Source organism: Cystobacter fuscus, assembly GCF_002305875.1.
GTDB classification, from domain to species: Bacteria; Myxococcota; Myxococcia; order Myxococcales; family Myxococcaceae; genus Cystobacter; species Cystobacter fuscus_A.
Genome location: NZ_CP022098.1, coordinates 8,578,166 through 8,594,633 on the forward strand (window position 1 = coordinate 8,578,166; position 16,468 = coordinate 8,594,633).

Consider the following 16,468-nt stretch of genomic DNA (forward strand, 5'->3'; position numbering starts at 1 on the left):
ACCATGACCCCTCGCTTCCCCTCCCCCTGGCTTCCCCTGTGCTGCGCGCTGGCCCTGTCGAGCGCGGGCTGCTCTTCCAACGACCACGACCCCGGAACGGGCAGCTCCTCCGATGAGCTGGACTCGGGCACCGTCAATAACGGTGACCCCGGCGACACGGAGCACTTCAGCTTCTTCGTGACGAGCCTCAAGGCGATGCAGGAATTGTCCGGCAATCCCAGCGGCTTCGGCGGTGACCTGCGCTATGGCGAGACGGGTCCGGGGGCCGGCCTGCGGGGCGCCGACAAGATCTGCGCCACCATCGCCGAGCGCAGCATGCCGGGCGCGGGCAAGAAGCCCTGGCGTGCCTTCCTCAGTGCCTCGGCGGGCGAGGACGGCCAGCCCGTCAACGCCATCGATCGCATCGGGGAAGGCCCCTGGTATGACCGGCTCGGACGGCTGCTGGCGGCGAACAAGACGGACCTCGCGAACACGCGGCCCCTGGGCGGCAATGCCATCATCCAGAACGACTTCCCCAACGAGGACGGCATCCCCAACCACCAGCCGGACCCGAGCCAGCCCGCCGTGGACAACCACGACATCCTCACGGGCTCGAGCGCCACGGGCATGTTCTACAGCGCCACTTCCACCTGCAAGGACTGGACGGCGGCGACGGGAGACAAGGCGACCGAGGGCCGGCCGCGCGTGGGCCACTCCTGGCCTCGCTCGGGCGCGGGTGGCGGCGGTGGCTTCCCCCGAGGGGATGGCGGCACGTTCCCGACCGATGGAGGCCGTCCCCCACGTGGCGATGGCGGCATGCCTCCGCCGGGCGGGCGGGATGGCGGCTTCCCCCCGGAAGGCGGCGATGGCGGCATGGGCGGCGGCACGGGCGGCGGGATGGGGGACATGAACAACTGGATGTCCTCACTGGACGAGTCGGGCTGCGCGCCGGGCGTCAATCTGGTGGAGATGGGTGGACCCATCGAGAGCTCCAACACGGTGGGTTCGGGCGGTGGCTACGGCGGCATCTATTGCTTCTCCCTGGTCCCATGAAGGCAGACATCCCCGGAGGACGAATGTTGAAGACTCACACCGCGAAGTGCCCGTGGGGCGTGGCGCTCCTGGGCGGTCTGCTCCTGGCCGCGTGCGGCAAGAGCAACAACCCATCCACGCCCGCCATCGAGTGGACGTGCCAGGCGCCCAGCACCACCGAGGCGCCCGATTACCTCGAGCAGGTGGGCTGCGAGACGGACTTCCAGGCGCTCGCCTCGGAGCCCATCGACTCGACCCTGCCCGGCGCGCGCTCGGTCAAGGTGGTGCTGGATACGGCGGACGACAACGCGCTCTACTTCCAGAACAGCACCCGGTATCAAATCCACTACCAGTTCGCCTCGACGCACCTGTCCGGCAATGGATTGCCCATCGTCCCCGCGCTCGCGTCGTTCAATGCCTCCGAGTACTACAGCCCCGAGCGCCGCTTCATCCTGGGCACGGTGACGTACTACGAGGGCCCCAAGCTGTGGGCGCTCGAGCTGTCGCCCTATGACACCGCCTCGGCGGCGATGATCACCACGCTGTTCCAGAAGGTGAAGGGCTCGGCCTTCTTCGGCGCGGAGCTGGTCTTCCACCCGACCTCGGCCGCGGTGGAGGTGGAGGCCAGGCGGCTGCCCTCGGACATCCCCATCAAGAGCACGGACGACATCTACGCCGCCATCGACTATCAGCCACTGACGCTCGCCTCGGGTATCGGCCGGCTGCGCTTCGTCAAGGCCGCGGAGCTGGAGGACGAGTACCTGTCCTACCAGGACATCGCCGTGCTCGACGAGGCGCCCAATGACATCTCCGTCGTCCAGGGCCTCATCACCCAGGAGTTCCAGACACCGCTGTCCCATGTGAACGTGCTGTCCGCCAACCGCCACACGCCCAACATGGGCCTGCGCGGTGCCATGACGAACGCCACGCTGCGCGCGCTCGAGGGCAAGCTGGTGCAGCTCACCGTGGGCTCCACCGCGTGGTCGGTGCACGAGGTGAGCGAGGCCGAGGCCCAGGCCTTCTGGGACGCGCACAAGCCCACGCCCGTGACGCTGCCCGCGTTGGACCTGACGGTGAAGGAGCTGGTGGACATCGAGGACGTGACGCCCGAGACGGGCTCGCTGCGCGACGACATCAAGAAGTCCGTCCAGGCCTTCGGGGGCAAGGCGGCGCACTACTCCATCCTGGCCAGGACGCCGTCCGTCCCCTTGCTCAAGGCCTTCGCCATCCCCGTCTACTTCTATGACCAGTTCATGCGGCAGAACGGCTTCTATGAGCAGATCGACGCCATGGTGGCGGAGCCGAGCTTCGCCACGGATCCCGCCGTGCGCGACGCCAGACTCAACGCCCTGCGCACGGCGATGAAGAAGGCGCCGCTCGACGCGGACTTCCAGGCACGGCTCAAGGAGAAGCTGGACCAGGACTACCCGGGACAGTCCATGCGCTTCCGCACGAGCACCAACAGCGAGGACCTGGATGGGTTTCCGTGCGCGGGCTGCTACGACTCGCACACGGGAGACCCCGCCGAGGGCTGGGAGGACGTGCTGAGCGCCATCCGCAAGACGTACGCGAGCGCCTGGGCGCTGCGCACCTTCGAGGAGCGCACCTACTACGGAATCGATCACAAGTCGGTGGGCATGGCGCTCCTGGTGCACCACAACTTCCCCAACGAGGAGGCCAACGGCGTCGCGGTGACGAGCAACCCGTTCGACGCCACGGGGTTGGATCCGGCCTTCTACGTGAACGTGCAGTACGGAGGAGACGCGGAGGTGGTGTCACCCCCCGTGGGCGTGACGAGTGACCAGTTCCTCTCCTTCTTCAGCCAGCCCAACCAGCCGGTGACGTACTTCGCGCACTCGAACCTCGTCCCGAGTGGAACCACCGTGCTGACGACCACTCAGGTGCACCAACTGGGCGTGGCGCTGGATGCCATCCACAAGCGCTTCTCCCCGGCGTATGGGCCGGCGGCGGGCAACACGGGCTGGTACGCCATGGACGTGGAGTTCAAGTTCGACGACGACGCGAACCCCGGCCAGCCCCCCACGCTGTACATCAAGCAGGCCCGCCCCTACCCCGGACGCGGGCAGTAGAAGGCGGGCACAGGGCCTCCCCGTGGGGGTGGAAGGACCACTCCACCCTCACTCGCGGAAGGTCGCGTCGCTCCGGTCCGTGCTCGTGGAAATCCCATTCAGGTAGAGCAGACCCTCGCGGTGCCGCAGGTAATAGCCTGGGAAGTTGGAGGACTCGAAGGAGAGCAGCGAGCTGTTGGCCAGTCCCGCTCGTCTCCACCAGGTCGCATCCGCCTTGAACAGGCTGGAGCCATCGTCGCGGTCCAGCCACACCTCGCCGTTGCGATGCCGCAGGAAGTAGCCCGGGAAGTTGACGGACTCCAGCGACAGGGCCGAGGCATTCGCCAATCCAGGAACGACCCTCCACTCCGCGTCTTCCGCCGGGAAGATGATGTGGTCGATGCGCCCCCGGGAGTTCTGATGCCGTACGAAGGAGCCCTGGAGCAGGGACTCGAACCGGGAGAAGGCGCGGACCGACAGGTTGTCGAACCTCGCCTGGGCCTGGTAGGTCCGCACGCCGATGGCACCGGACACATAGGAGCCATCCGTCACCGAAATCCTGGGAGTCACGAGGTCGTCGACATAGACCTTGAGTGCGGAGCCCACGGCCACGACGCGCAGATGACGGGACGTGCCCGTCATGGACGGCAGGGCCGCGACCGCGAGCGTCGTCCACGTGCCGTTCGCCTTGCCCAGGACCACCTGGTTGCCATCGATGCCAGCGAAATAGCCCTGGTAGGCATCCACCCCCGTGGCCGGGCGGCTGGCGCGGAACAGGAGCCCGGGGTTGCCGGACGGGCCGGGAGTGATGTCGGCGTCGTACGTGAAGTTGGAGAACAGGGTACCGAACGCGAGGGCCTTGGCGCCCGCATCGGCCCCGACGGAGAGCTGTCCATTGACGACGGACCAGGCGCCTCCATAGGTCTGCCAACCCGTGGCGTTGCCGTCGTTGAAGTCATCCGCGAAGGGGCTCTCCCAGCGAGCGGTCTTGGAGATGAAGGGCGCCAGGAAGCGGGCGATCTTCAGGTGGCCACTGTCGGAGGGGTGCAGCCCATCGGAGTAATCCGAGGTGCCCACCGACACCCAGCCCGTCGTATCCACGTAGTACAGCTTCGTATCCCCCGCGGCGATCCGGGCGCTCACCGCCGCCTGGGTGGGCGCGACCTTGAAGCCACCAAAGGTGCGCAGCACGAAGATGAAGGCATTGGGATGGCGGGCCCGGACGTTCTGGAGGAACGTGATGTAGGTGCTCTGGAACGCGGCATCGGAGACTCCGAAGTTCTGGTCATTGGTGCCGAGATTGATCACCACCGCGTCGGGCTGGTACTGGCCGAAGTTCCAGTCGGGGGAGGACGGGTATTCCACCGTCTGGAGTTTGAAGTATTGCCGGCTCATCCCGATGCTGTTGGGAGAGTGGCAGGGGAAGGCATCCTGCAAGCAGATGCCGGAATAGGCGATGCGGGTGTGGTCCGCGTTGAGGAACTCGCCCACCAGCCAGGCGTAGTCACTCAACGCGCCCTGGCTCAACGCACAGCACCCCGCGGTGATGGAGTCTCCGATGAACTCGATCCGCTTCGCGCGGGGGACGGGAGCCAGGGTGCTCGCGCCGCTGTCGAGCACCAGGCCCTGGAACTGCATGAGGTCCTGCTCCCGGGTGGCGACCCGCAGGGTGTGGCGTCCCGAGGCAAGCGGGGTGGGCGTCAGGTTGATCGTCCCGACGGCACCGGGGTAGCTGGCCTCGGCTCCACCATCGATGCTGACATAGACGTGGGCGGCCGCGGCCAGCCGCAGCTTCACGCTCGTGCCGGTGAAGTCGACCCGGAAGTAGGCCCCCGACCAGTTGCTTCGATAGACACTCGCGTTGCCTTTGTCCCAGCGTCCGACATACACGATGTTCGGATCGCTCGGAGAGCCATCCCCCGTGGCCGCGCTCGCCATCGGAAGCATCCCGGGGAGCAGGCTCAAGAGCAGCAGCAGCAACGGCGTGGGGAGGGGCAAGAGGCGCCGGGTTCTCGACGTGTGGGGCATGCGTGCTTCCTTCTGGGTGAAACCGGGGTCGGGAGAAGCAAATCCTGGATTACCCGCATTTGCCCGATTTTGCAAAGCACCGAAGTCGGAGAGGAGCGTGGTGCGCAACTCCAACTCCGTGCCGTCCCGCCCACCCACGAGCAGCACCCGTCCATCTGGCAGACCCACCGCGGCGTGGCCCTGCCTCGGCTCCTTCTACCGAAGACAGGAACTGAGGTGTGGGACATGGGCTCATCATCCCCCAAAAGGCGGGGCACGGGCCGCTCAAGAGAACCGCTCCCGCTGCGCGTTCTCGGTGACTTCATCGCCATTGAAGAGAGCTACCCGTAAGATGGAACACTCTTTGGTATGGAGGGCGTCTCATGGCACCTCGTCTGGCCGTTGCCGTCTTGCTCCTGGTCCTGTCCTCCGCGTGCAGCGCCACGCGTGTGGTGCGCCTGGACACGGGGCAGGGCGTTCCACTGGAGTACAGGCCATCCACCTCGAATGGGTCCGTACAGGTCAGTGCGGATGCGTTCGAGGAAGCTCTGACACAGTTGGTGCTACATGCTCCCCTTCCCATCCGCGCCTCCCAGCAAGGCTGGCTGATGCTCGCAACCTACCGCAGCAACGATGCGGACACGGCAGGGCAGTATCGCGTGAACAGGAATTCCAATGGTATCCGCGAGACGAGGCAGGGTGAGAAAACCGCCCACTCCCTGCTCGCCGATGTGACGAGCCTGAGTGAGTGGAACAAGCTGGGAGTGGCCTTGAGTCTGTCGCTTGAACCCCTGAGAGAGAGCATCACCAAGGCAGTGGAGAAGACCCTGTCCCCTCAGCTTTTCTACACAGTCATCGCCGCGGGTCTCATGAGCTGGGCCTTTCTGGCAGCAAACCCCGAGCCCGTTTTCACGAAGGCGGCGGCCATCGTCTCCGCGCTGATGTTGACCTATCTAGGAGCGGAGACCTTCCTGGAGGTAGTGGTCGCAGTCCGGGAACTGAAACTCGCCACCGATGAGGCCACTACCTACGAGGAATTGGATCAGGCTGGCCAGCGCTTCGCGAACAGGGTGGGTCCGGAGGTGGCACGCGTCGCCGTCCTCGCGGTAACGATAGTCGTGAGCCAGGGCATGACTGGGGGGGCTGCGTTGCTGGCCTCTCGACTGGCAGTGCTGCCCAGCTACCCAGAGGCGGTGGTGGGGGCCTCACGGGTCGGCATCAGCCTGATGAATGTGGGACAGGTGACCGCAGTGGCTGTCGTTGGCAAAGCCATCGTCATCTCCCTGCCAGCCACGGCGGTCTCCATGGCGATTTCGGGCAACAGCGGGAAAGGCGAGCTTCGGACAAGCAGCTCATCACAGTGGAGGCCGACCCGTGCTCGCCGCCGGTGAGGCGGAGATCGCTGCCCATGGGGCTACGCGCATTGGCACGGAGATCACGTCCCACAGCGGCCACTACATGAATGGCGCATCCAAGGCCGTGAGCGACAAGGCTTTGGACATTGCAAGGCAGGCCTTCGCTCGGTTTGGAATTACTTTTCCATTGACCCCCTGAGCCATGGATACGAAGACCCCCCTGCTGCAAACAGTTCTGAGCTGGCCTTCTCAAAAAGTCATCGCATGGTTGGATGGGCTTGCCATCGGTGCGCCGGTAGAGGGCGAATACTTCAACTGGGAACTCCTCGCCTTCACCGCAGCCGCCAGGGCCCATGAAGAGCGGAGCACTCCGTGGGCTCGAATCGCCCTGATGGTGTATGGGGTGCTCGCGGAGCGCACATCTCATCGGGAGAGGCACGCATTCCTGCTTTCGGAAATGAATCTGCGTGCAGCAATGATCCGCGAGTTCGGCGCTCGTGAAGGTGACGACGTCCTGGACCCCGAGATCATCGTGGCCTGGTTCCAGGAGAGCGCCACCCTGTCCATCGAGGAAGCGGCCAGGGCGTCCTCGCAGGACTTGCACCTCCTCCCCATGGAGGTGCTCCGCGAGCTTCGGGCCATCAAGAACGCACTGAATGTCGTGTCCCTGATCGCTGGAGTGGAAACGGTTCGGCGGCATCCTGAATTGGAGAGATGGCTCCAGCTCAGACCCGCATTGCCGTGAACGATTCCGCACAAACGTGAGCAGCAAGGTGCTTCGTCAGCTTGTTCTTCAGGATTCTCCGAACCCAGGGGAAAGGACCCCCCCGCAAGGCCCCGCTCCAACTCAGCATGGTCACGTCAGTAGACGATGCAGTCGAACTTCTCGATGACGGCCCGGAGTTCTTCCGGGGTGGCGCCCAACTGCTTCGCGATGGAGGGGGCGTGTTCGATGATCGCCGTGGTGCGAGCCGGTTGAGTGTGAAGCTCGTCCACGACGGCAGCACCATACCGGCCCGGCCACTTGACGCTGCGTAGCTCGGAGGCATGAGCAATGGGATCCAGAATGGTGAAGCAGGGCCACTTGGGAAAGCGAAGGGTGCCAGGATCGGAGCCCATGATGCGGCAGGAGTCCATCTGGGCCGCAGTGAAGTCACAATCCTCGATGGCGCCGAACTGATACCCCGGCGAGCTGCTGTATTCAGGCCAGTGGCCGAAATCGCACCCAGTCAGCCGCCCCTTGAACCGGCAGCCCTTCAGAGATGCGCTCACCCAACTTTGATGGTTCTTGAGTTCCTGCTTCACCTCGAAGGTGCAATCAATGAAGCGAGCTCCGAGAATGTGCAGACGCCTAGCGGGCACCTTCAGGACGACGGTGCAGTGACGCAGCGTCAGATTGGGGCCAAGGAAATAGAGCGAATCCTTGTCCGTCACCTCGAGCCGCTCGTTCGTCATCTCCTTGTTTTCGATGAGGACGTTCGTAAGCAACCCCATGGCCGCCCCTTTCAGAAGGTGAGCATCCGGAAGAACTCGCCCGCCATACGCCTGCCGTGCCGTGCCAGGTTCGACTCCGTTCCAGAGAGAATCTCGTACTTATAGCCACCCGGAGAGGGGTCAACCACATCGACCCCATGGGAGTTGAACTGAAGGCGCGCTCGGAACTGCGTTTCCACCCTGGAATGCACGAAGCGCCCTCGGGCCTCGCGCTCCAGCAGCCGCGCCAGCCAATACTCGCCGTTCTTCAGGGCCTCATCGATGGCTCTTCGCTCGTTCTGGCTGAGCCTATGCGGCCCCCACTCGTTCGCGGCCTGGGTGACGGCATCCTGGAGCATGTCTCCCAGCTTGTCCTGGGCGGGAATGTCTGCGGCCGACTTGCCGCGGGGCACGTGCCAACGCTGACCGTCGCTCAGTTCCACCTGCCGGTTGCCACCCCGGTGTCGAATGACGGTTCGCGCGGAGCGGCCCCCAGGAGCCATTGCCGACCCATGGCCCTGCCCCTTCTTGAACATCACCACGGCCAAGGGGCCCTGTGGAGAGGTAGCCACCGTCTCCACCGCCGCAATCGCCTGGGCCAGGGCCTCCTCCGTCGCGAGTGCCGTCTCCACTACTTCCACGCGCTCCATGACGGCGGCGCCGCCCTGCGCCTTCCACTGTCTCCCCGCGAGCTTGAAGCCCGGCAGTGACTTCACCCGCGGCAGCACCTGCTTCAACGTGTGCCCACTGAGCGTGGCCACCGCCAGAATCATCGCCCGTGCCGCGTCCTCGCCCAGCACCCGGCCAAACTCCTCACCCGCCGCGCGCAGCTCCTCGAAGGTGGTGGCGTGGTGCGCCGTGTCGGCCAGGCGAGCCCAGCCGTCCATCAGCCCGTACACCGTCTCCAGGCCCAGGTAGCCCATCAAGAGGAGGGTCATGCCGGCGGCCAGGGCCTTGCTCGTTGGCTCGGGCACTACCCACATCATGCAGTAGAGGGCCACCGTCCAGACGACCGTGGAGACGAGCATCCGTACGTCCAGCAGCTCGCGCGCCAGGGCCCCGCGCGTCTCATCGAGGACGTGGCCCAAGGCCAGCGCCAGGGCGAACGCCCGCCGGTCATCCGTGCGCAGGTAGGGCCCGTCGTCCAGCAGGCCCAGGCAATCGCCACCTCCTCGGGGCACACACCACTGGAGGTACCTGACCCTCAGGGCTTCATCCGCCGCGGGGGTGAGCACCACCGGGCCCTCCTGGCGCTCGGGCACCAGGGTGTAAGCCTGGTCGCGGTACACCTCCAGCAGCCAGTCTCCCGTGCTGTCCACCGTCTCGACGCCCTCGGGTGGCGGCAGGAGGAGGAGCAACTCCCGAGCGACCGCTTGTGGCGTCTTCGCCCCCAGTCGCATGTCGCGGGACAGGCGCAGGAAGGCCTGCTGGAACTCGGCCCGGGAAATGCGCACCGGCCGGGTGGCGATAGCGCCCGGCTCCAGGAAGTCCGCGTCGTACACGGTGGCGGACTCGAGGCCAGGCTCCGCCGAAAGAGCCCCACTTGCCGTGTTGGCCGGCGGGGACATGGACGAGTTGTCGCGGTCGCGCCCCCGTGGAGTGCCCGTAACACAAGCAGCCTGGAGGAAGAGGACGAGGAGAAAGCAGCCGCGCAGCAAGGGGCGCCAGCCGCGCACTCGATGGGCGCGAGCCAGTAAGACGGGTGGACACGGCCCACCTCCGGGAATGACGAGGCTGAAAGCCTTCGCGCCGCAATCACACGGAACCGCGGGTGTGCCAGTCAAGCCCACCGGATTGATCAAGCGAGGGCAGAGTGCAAGCCGCGCGCGATTCAATACGGCACGCGCTACGACTCCTTGCTCGCGGGAACCTGCAGCCCCGCCGAGCGCGCCAGCCCCATGACGCCCTCCACCGCCGCGGCGATGTAACCAAACGGATTGGCTCCATCCACCGCCGTGACGTGCACCTCGCCCATCTTCTGCTGGAAGGCCGCCGCCACCTTCGGCAGTTGCCGCGCCAGCTCCAGTTGGATGGACTCGGGTGACAGTGTGTTCTCGATGTCGCGCTGCGCCCTCGCCCGCGCCAGCTCCGGCTCCTGGGCGATCCGCGCCTGCCGCGCCTCCAGCTCCGTCCGCGCCAGCTCCGCCTCGGCGATGGCGCACCGGGCCTCCGCCGCCTTCGCCTCCGTCCGCGCCCGCTCCTCCTCCTGCCGCAGCTTCGCCACCTCCGCCGCGTGCCGCGCCGCCTGCGCCTCCGCCTCGAGCTTCAACCGCTCCAGTTCCGCCTGGGCCTGTGCCGCCGCCAGCGCCCGCGCGTTCTCCAGCCGCGCCTCCGCCATCCGCCGCTCGGTCTCCAGCCGCGCCAGCTCCCGCGCCTCCTCCGCCCGCGCCTCGCGCTCGCGCACCTCCAGCTCCGCGTTCAGCTTCGCCAGCGCCGTCTCGCGCTCCAGCGTCACCTGCGCCTGCCTCGCCCCGTGCTCCTGCGCCACCCGCGCCTCCGCCACCCGCGCCTCCACCGCCAGCGACTCCAGCTGCGCCTGCTCCTCCGCCGCCCGCCGCTTGTGCCGCACCTCCTCCTCCGTCACCAGCCGCGTGAGGGCAATCTGCCGCTCCGCCTCCGCCTCCTCCCGTCGGATGAAGCGCTCCTTGGTCAGCTCCGCCTCGCGCGCCACCCGCTCCTGCTCCTGCCGGAAGCGCGCCTGCATGTTCGCGAACACCGTCTCCGACAGCACCCGCACGTCCTGAATCTCGATGGTGTCCAGCACCACCCCCCACCCCGTGTCCGTCCGGTCCTCCGGCCGCCCCCGCCCCGACACCACCGGGGAAATCTCCCGCATCAGCTCCGTGGCGATCCCCTCCTTGCGCCGCGTCAGGCACTCCTCCACCGACAGGTTCGCCACCAGCCGCCTCACCGCGCCCACGAACATCTCCGTGAGCAGCTCGCGCAGCTTCTCCTGCGCCCGCTCCGGAAAGGAGAAGTTGAGCATCCGGAAGGCCACCAGCGGCTCGACGATGCGGTACACCGCCAGCCCCGTCACCTGCACCCCCACCTTCTCGCTCGTCACCTGATCCGCCGTGAAGCGCAGCCGCTGCACGCTCGTGGGCACGATCGCCACCGAGTCCCCCGGCAGCTTGAAGCACGAGGCCCCCTGCCCGCTCACCTCCCGCACCCGGCCCCGGCGCATATGAATGAGGAACTCGCTCGGCCGCGCGGTGATGAGCCCCCACTTCTTCATCTTCTCCGGATCCTCCGCTGGCTTGCCCGCCCGCCACCCCTCCGTGTCCCGCGCCCACTCCTCGTCCCGGGGCGGCGGAGGGGGCTCCATGCCTCCGCCCACCCGCACCGCCAGTGCGCCCGCCGCGTTCACCCTCACCGCTCGCTTCTCGTTCGTGGCCATCCGCGTGCCTCCCGGTCTCTCGCGGACTTCCCCGATTGCAGCCCCCTCGCCAGCCCTCCCTTGCCCTGAAATGGCCTGGTTGCGAGGAGGGGGTGCGCCGTCCTGGCGCGGGTGCACCGGAATGGATCGCTCCCTCCCGGCCCACGCGCCTGGAAGTGGACTGAATCCCTCCGATTCGTGGTTGAGACGGGGTTGGAGTCACGCCCCTCATGTCGTCTTGACCGAGGGGGGGTCGATTTTATAATTGACCAATCCAGTCCACTTTAGGTGCGCCGATGTAGGAGCACCAGAGACCTCGCGGGGTTACCCCCGGCCCCGGGGTTCGAGAACGACCGCTGCTGCCTGGAAGGCGACCGAGATGCTGAAGCTGCCCATCTACATGGACAACCACGCCACCACGCCGATGGATCCGCGCGTGCTGGAGGCGATGCTGCCCTACCTGCGCGAGGACTTCGGCAATGCCGCGTCGCGCAACCACGCCTTTGGTTGGAAGGCGGAGGCGGCGGTGGAGGAGGCGCGCAAGCAGGTGGCGGCGCTCATCGGCGCGTCCGACAAGGAGATCGTCTTCACCTCGGGCGCCACCGAGTCGGACAACCTCGCCATCAAGGGCGTGGTCGAGTTCTACAAGGAGAAGGGTGATCACATCATCACCCTGAAGACCGAGCACAAGGCGGTGCTCGACACCTGCAAGCGCCTGGAGCGCGTGCGCCAGGAGCGGCTGGACGAGCTCAAGACGCTGCGGCTCATGCAGCTCACGGGCGCGCCGGTGAGCCGCGACGAGCTGGCCACGCTCGCCATCAAGCACGACCTGGACAACGACGCGGTGTACCGCCAGTGGGCGGAGCTGCCCACGGGCGGCGCGCGCGTGACGTACCTGGACGTGGAGAAGGACGGGCGGGTCGACCTCAAGAAGCTCGAGGCGGCCATGACGGACAAGACCATCCTGGTGTCCATCATGCTCGCCAACAACGAGATCGGCACCGTGCAGCCCATCGCGGAGATTGGCCGGCTGTGCCGCGCCCGGGGCATCCTGTTCCACTGCGACGCGGTGCAGGGCATCGGCAAGGTGCCCTTCCACGTCGAGGAGATGCAGGTGGACCTGGTCTCCATCTCCGCGCACAAGATGTATGGCCCCAAGGGCGTGGGCGCGCTCTACGTGCGCCGCAAGCCGCGCGTGCGCATCGCGCCGCTCATCGACGGTGGCGGCCATGAGCGCGGCATGCGCTCGGGCACGCTGAACGTGGCGTCCATCGTGGGCTTTGGCCACGCGGCGAGGATCGCCCGCGAGGAGATGGCCGACGAGGCCGTGCGCCTCACGCGCCTGCGCGAGCGGCTGCGCAAGGGCATCGTCGAGCAGCTGGACATGGTGACGGTGAACGGCTCGCAGGAGCACCGGCTGCCGGGCAACCTCAACATCTCCTTCGCCTACGTGGAGGGCGAGGCGCTGATGATGGCCATCAAGGACGTGGCGGTGTCCTCGGGCTCGGCGTGCACGTCGGCCTCGCTGGAGCCCTCCTACGTGCTGCGCGCCTGCGGCGTGGAGGAGGAGCTGGCGCACAGCTCCATCCGCTTCGGCCTCGGCCGCTTCAACACCGAGGAGGAGGTCGACTTCGTCATCAAGCTCATGGTGGACAAGGTGAACCGTCTGCGCGAGATGAGCCCGCTGTACGAGATGGCCAAGGAAGGCATCGACCTCAAGAGCATCGAGTGGACGGCGCACTAGGCGCGTCTCCCCTCCCACCCCATTCCCCCCGGAGTTCCCATGGCCTACAGCGACAAAGTCATCGACCACTACGAGAACCCCCGCAACGTCGGCACGCTCGACAAGGCGGACCCCAACGTCGGCACCGGCCTGGTGGGGGCGCCCGCGTGCGGCGACGTGATGCGCCTGCAGCTGAAGATCACCGACGAGGGCATCATCGAGGACGCCCGCTTCAAGACGTTCGGGTGTGGCTCGGCCATCGCCTCCAGCTCCCTGGTGAGCGAGTGGGTGAAGGGCAAGACGGTGGACGAGGCGCTGACCATCTCCAACAAGGACGTGGCGCGCGAGCTGGCGCTGCCGCCGGTGAAGATCCACTGCTCGGTGCTGGCCGAGGACGCCATCAAGGCCGCCATCGACGACTTCAAGAAGAAGCGCGAGGCGCGCCGGCAGCAGCTGGCCTGAGCGCGGATAACCGAAAGAGCAGTCAGGAGGCGCGTGATGAACGAGCAGGCGACAGAGCAGACGGGCCAGAAGACGGCGCCTGTGACCCCGGCCGCCAAACCGGCACGGGGCATCACGCTGCATGACAGCGCGGTGGAACAGTTGCGCAAGTTGCTCGCGGAGCGGCAGACGCCCGAAGCGGGGCTGCGCCTCGCGGTGCGTGGCGGCGGGTGCTCGGGGCTGGCGTACGTGATGGAGTGGGCGGAGAAGCCACGCGAGAAGGACAAGATCTTCGAGCGCGAGGGCGTGCGGGTCTTCGTGGACCCCAAGAGCTACCTGTACCTCATCGGCACGGAGATCGTGTACGAGTCCACGCTGATGGCCTCCGGGTTCAAGCTCAACAACCCGAACGTGAAGGGCTCGTGTGGTTGCGGAGAGAGCTTCTCCGTCTGACGCACGCGACACCCACCACGCAATCCTGGGGGCCCGGCCGCCAATCGCCGGGCCCTCGTCGTTTCTTTCCGTCGAGAGGAAACACCCGGTGAAGTGCTGGAACTGTGACAAGGAGTCGGGGGGCAGCCCGTTCTGCGGCGCCTGCGGGAAGATCGCGGGCCGGATCGCCGGCACCACCCACTTCGCCGTCTTCGGCCTGCCCCCGAGCCCGGACGTGGAGCTGGCCGCCCTGGAGCGGCAGTACCGGGAGCTGTCCCTGCGGCTGCACCCGGACCGCTTCGCCCAGGCCGAGGCGCGTGAGCGCCGGCTGTCGCTGGAGCAGACCACCGCGCTCAACGAGGCCTACAAGACGCTCAAGGACGCCACCCGGCGCGCCTTCTACCTGCTCTCGCTCCACGGGGTGGACCTGGACCGCGAGGACTCCGCCGCCCAGAAGAACATGCCCCTCGAATTCCTCGAGGAGGTGATGGAGCTGCGCGAGGCGCTCGACGGGGCCATGGAGGCGAAGGATCAGGCGCGCGTCCAGGCGATGGCCCGGGACGTGGAGACGAGGCGCTCGGCGGCCCTCCAGGAGGCGGTGGAGGCGTTGCGCGTGCTCGAGAAGGGGCCCGCGGACGAGGCGGTACTGAAAAAGGCGTCGCACGCGCTGGGACGGGTGCGGTACTTCACGCGCTTCCTCGAGCAGGTGGACGCGTTCGAGGAGGAGATGCTGGCGTGAGCAAGAACGGCTTCCTGCAGATTCATGACCCGCTCAAGCCCAAGGGGCATGCGGTGGGGATCGACCTGGGCACCACGAACTCGCTCGTGGCGGGCGTCATCCAGGGCAAGCCCCGCTGCCTGGTGGCGGACGAGAACGGCGGCAACCTGCTGCCCTCGGTGGTGCACTACGGCCGGGATGGAGGCGTGGTGGTGGGCACACGCGCCCGGGGGCTCGCCGCCGAGCACCCCACGGACACCATCGTCTCCGTGAAGCGCTTCATGGGCCGCGGCCCGGACGATCCGGAGACGCGCAAGCTGGGCGCCTACCGGTTCGCCTCCGGCGGCAAGGTGGTGCGCTTCGAGGTGGCCGGCGGCCAGCCCGTCACCCCCATCGAGGTGTCCGGGGAGATCCTCCGCGCCCTCAAGCGCCGCGCCGAGTCACACTTCTCCGGCCGTGTGGAGCAGGCCGTCATCACCGTGCCCGCCTACTTCGATGACGCCCAGCGCCAGGCCACCAAGGACGCCGGCCGGCTCGCGGGCCTGGAGGTGCTGCGCCTGCTCAACGAGCCCACCGCCGCGGCGCTCGCCTACGGGCTCGACAAGGGCAGCCAGGGCACCTTCGCGGTGTACGACCTGGGCGGCGGCACCTTCGACATCTCCATCCTCAAGCTCGTGGACGGCGTCTTCGAGGTGAAGTCCACCGGCGGCGACTCGGCGCTCGGCGGAGATGACTTCGACCGGGCCATCGCCCAGCGCGTGCTGGAGGCGCTCGGCCAGGCCACCCCCTCCCACGCCCTGGTGGCCGAGGTGCTGGCCGCCTCGCGCAAGGCCAAGGAAGCCCTCACCGACAGCCCCGAGACGCTGCTCACCGTGGGCGCGCACCAGCAGACGGTGCGCCGGACCGACGTGGAGGAGTGGATCCGTCCCCTCCTGCAGAAGACGGGCGCGGTGTGCCGCCGGGCCCTCAAGGACGCGGGCGTGACGGCCTCGGAGCTCGACGGCGTCATCCTCGTGGGCGGCTCCACCCGGGTACCCGCCGTGCGCCGCTTCGTCGCCGAGACCTTCGGCCGCGAGCCCCTGGGCGACATCGATCCGGATCAGGTGGTGGCGCTCGGCGCCGCCATCCAGGCGGACCTGCTCACCAACGTGGATCGCCAGGACGAGGTGCTGCTGCTCGACGTCATCCCCCTGTCGCTCGGGCTGGAGACGATGGGCGGGCTCGTGGAGAAGCTCATTCCCCGCAACTCCCCCATCCCCATCGGCGCGGGCCAGGTCTTCACCACCTTCAAGGACGGGCAGACGGGCCTGGACATCCACGTGCTCCAGGGCGAGCGCGAGCTGGTGGAGGACTGCCGCAGCCTCGCGCGCTTCACCCTGAGTGGGATTCCCCCCATGACGGCGGGTATGGCCCGGGTGGAGGTGCGCTTCCAGGTGGACGCGGATGGCATCCTCTCGGTGAGCGCCAAGGAGCAGAGCACCGGCGCCACCCAGTCCATCACCGTCAAGCCCAGCCACGGCCTCACCGACGAGGAGATCGAGCAGATGCTGCTCGACTCCATCGACAACGCGGAGGAGGACGTGCAGGTGCGCCAGCTGCGCGAGCAGCGCGTGGAGGCCGAGCGCGTGCTCACCGAGGTGGAGCGGCAGCTCGGGCAGCACGCCACGCTCGTGGACGAGGGCGAGCGCCCCACCCTCGAGGCCGCCATGGCCCGGGTGCGCGAGCTGGCCCAGGGCAAGGACTCCCAGGCCCTCAAGGAGGCCATCCACGCCCTGGACGAGGCCTGCAAGCCCTTCGTCGAGCGCATCATGAACCAGGCCGTGACGCGGGTCGTCGCGGGCCATTCGGTCGAGGAGTTCTGAC

At 67.4% G+C, this 16,468-nt stretch carries 13 protein-coding genes; 9 read left to right on the forward strand and 4 right to left on the reverse strand.

Translation table 11 applies throughout. The features are described 5' to 3' along the window. Positions 1-3 precede the first annotated feature (3 nt). On the forward strand, positions 4-1,032 hold the full coding sequence (locus tag CYFUS_RS34520) for a hypothetical protein (RefSeq protein WP_232536975.1): 1,029 nt from the start codon (positions 4-6) through the stop codon (positions 1,030-1,032). Between the two features lie 23 nt (positions 1,033-1,055). Further along, complete coding sequence (locus tag CYFUS_RS34525) at positions 1,056-3,101, forward strand: PEP/pyruvate-binding domain-containing protein (protein WP_095989096.1); 2,046 nt, start codon at positions 1,056-1,058, stop codon at positions 3,099-3,101. Positions 3,102-3,149: 48 nt separating this feature from the next. On the opposite strand, the gene CYFUS_RS34530 is transcribed toward CYFUS_RS34525, so the two are convergent. Then, positions 3,150-5,108, reverse strand: coding sequence for an AbfB domain-containing protein (locus CYFUS_RS34530; protein WP_095989097.1), 1,959 nt, complete (start codon positions 5,106-5,108; stop codon positions 3,150-3,152). A gap of 587 nt (positions 5,109-5,695) precedes the next feature. On the opposite strand from CYFUS_RS34530, the gene CYFUS_RS34535 reads away from it, so the two are divergent. Both CYFUS_RS34535 and CYFUS_RS34545 read left to right on the forward strand, forming a co-directional pair. Then, entirely contained in the window at positions 5,696-6,478 is a 783-nt protein-coding gene (locus CYFUS_RS34535) for a hypothetical protein (RefSeq protein ID WP_157758829.1), read from the forward strand. A 166-nt stretch (positions 6,479-6,644) separates the two neighbouring features. Next, positions 6,645-7,187 (forward strand): hypothetical protein, encoded by a 543-nt coding sequence (locus CYFUS_RS34545; protein ID WP_095989100.1) that lies wholly within the window; start codon positions 6,645-6,647, stop codon positions 7,185-7,187. A 116-nt stretch (positions 7,188-7,303) separates the two neighbouring features. Here the strand turns inward: CYFUS_RS34545 and CYFUS_RS34550 are convergent, their stop codons facing one another. The 3 genes from CYFUS_RS34550 to CYFUS_RS34560 form a co-directional block, all read right to left on the reverse strand. After that, complete coding sequence (locus CYFUS_RS34550; protein WP_095989101.1) at positions 7,304-7,936, reverse strand: hypothetical protein; 633 nt, start codon at positions 7,934-7,936, stop codon at positions 7,304-7,306. Positions 7,937-7,947: 11 nt separating this feature from the next. Further along, entirely contained in the window at positions 7,948-9,417 is a 1,470-nt protein-coding gene (locus CYFUS_RS34555) for a hypothetical protein (protein WP_198316245.1), read from the reverse strand. A gap of 344 nt (positions 9,418-9,761) precedes the next feature. Beyond that, positions 9,762-11,312: an SPFH domain-containing protein gene (locus CYFUS_RS34560; protein WP_095989102.1), complete on the reverse strand. Its 1,551-nt coding sequence runs from the start codon at positions 11,310-11,312 to the stop codon at positions 9,762-9,764. A 361-nt stretch (positions 11,313-11,673) separates the two neighbouring features. Between CYFUS_RS34560 and CYFUS_RS34565 the strand changes: the two genes are divergently transcribed. The 5 genes from CYFUS_RS34565 to hscA all read left to right on the forward strand — a co-directional run bounded on the left by CYFUS_RS34565 (position 11,674) and on the right by hscA (position 16,467). Then, positions 11,674-13,035, forward strand: a complete 1,362-nt coding sequence (locus CYFUS_RS34565) for an IscS subfamily cysteine desulfurase (RefSeq protein WP_232537857.1) — start codon at positions 11,674-11,676, stop codon at positions 13,033-13,035. 39 nt (positions 13,036-13,074) lie between these two features. Continuing rightward, positions 13,075-13,476 carry a Fe-S cluster assembly scaffold IscU gene (gene iscU, locus CYFUS_RS34570; RefSeq protein ID WP_095989104.1) on the forward strand — a complete coding sequence of 134 codons (402 nt, stop codon included), beginning with the start codon at positions 13,075-13,077 and terminating at the stop codon, positions 13,474-13,476. A gap of 36 nt (positions 13,477-13,512) precedes the next feature. Continuing rightward, positions 13,513-13,908: a HesB/IscA family protein gene (locus CYFUS_RS34575; RefSeq protein ID WP_095989105.1), complete on the forward strand. Its 396-nt coding sequence runs from the start codon at positions 13,513-13,515 to the stop codon at positions 13,906-13,908. A gap of 88 nt (positions 13,909-13,996) precedes the next feature. Beyond that, a complete protein-coding gene (hscB, locus tag CYFUS_RS34580) occupies positions 13,997-14,626 on the forward strand; it encodes a Fe-S protein assembly co-chaperone HscB (protein WP_232536976.1) in 630 nt (209 codons plus the stop codon). Further along, positions 14,623-16,467: a Fe-S protein assembly chaperone HscA gene (gene hscA / locus CYFUS_RS34585; protein ID WP_095989106.1), complete on the forward strand. Its 1,845-nt coding sequence runs from the start codon at positions 14,623-14,625 to the stop codon at positions 16,465-16,467. Before hscB ends, hscA begins: the two co-directional genes overlap by 4 nt. The last annotated feature ends 1 nt before the right edge of the window (position 16,468 follow it).

Bases quoted from the DNA above. Each gene is read 5' to 3' on its own strand.
- CYFUS_RS34535 (WP_157758829.1), top strand. From the start codon at position 5,696: ATGCTCGCAACCTACCGCAGCAACGATGCGGACACGGCAGGGCAGTAT.
- CYFUS_RS34520 (WP_232536975.1), top strand. From the start codon at position 4: ATGACCCCTCGCTTCCCCTCCCCCTGGCTTCCCCTGTGCTGCGCGCTG.
- CYFUS_RS34575 (WP_095989105.1), top strand. From the start codon at position 13,513: ATGAACGAGCAGGCGACAGAGCAGACGGGCCAGAAGACGGCGCCTGTG.
- CYFUS_RS34530 (WP_095989097.1), bottom strand. From the start codon at position 5,108: ATGCCCCACACGTCGAGAACCCGGCGCCTCTTGCCCCTCCCCACGCCG.
- iscU (WP_095989104.1), top strand. From the start codon at position 13,075: ATGGCCTACAGCGACAAAGTCATCGACCACTACGAGAACCCCCGCAAC.
- CYFUS_RS34525 (WP_095989096.1), top strand. From the start codon at position 1,056: ATGTTGAAGACTCACACCGCGAAGTGCCCGTGGGGCGTGGCGCTCCTG.
- CYFUS_RS34550 (WP_095989101.1), bottom strand. From the start codon at position 7,936: ATGGGGTTGCTTACGAACGTCCTCATCGAAAACAAGGAGATGACGAAC.
- CYFUS_RS34545 (WP_095989100.1), top strand. From the start codon at position 6,645: ATGGATACGAAGACCCCCCTGCTGCAAACAGTTCTGAGCTGGCCTTCT.
- CYFUS_RS34560 (WP_095989102.1), bottom strand. From the start codon at position 11,312: ATGGCCACGAACGAGAAGCGAGCGGTGAGGGTGAACGCGGCGGGCGCA.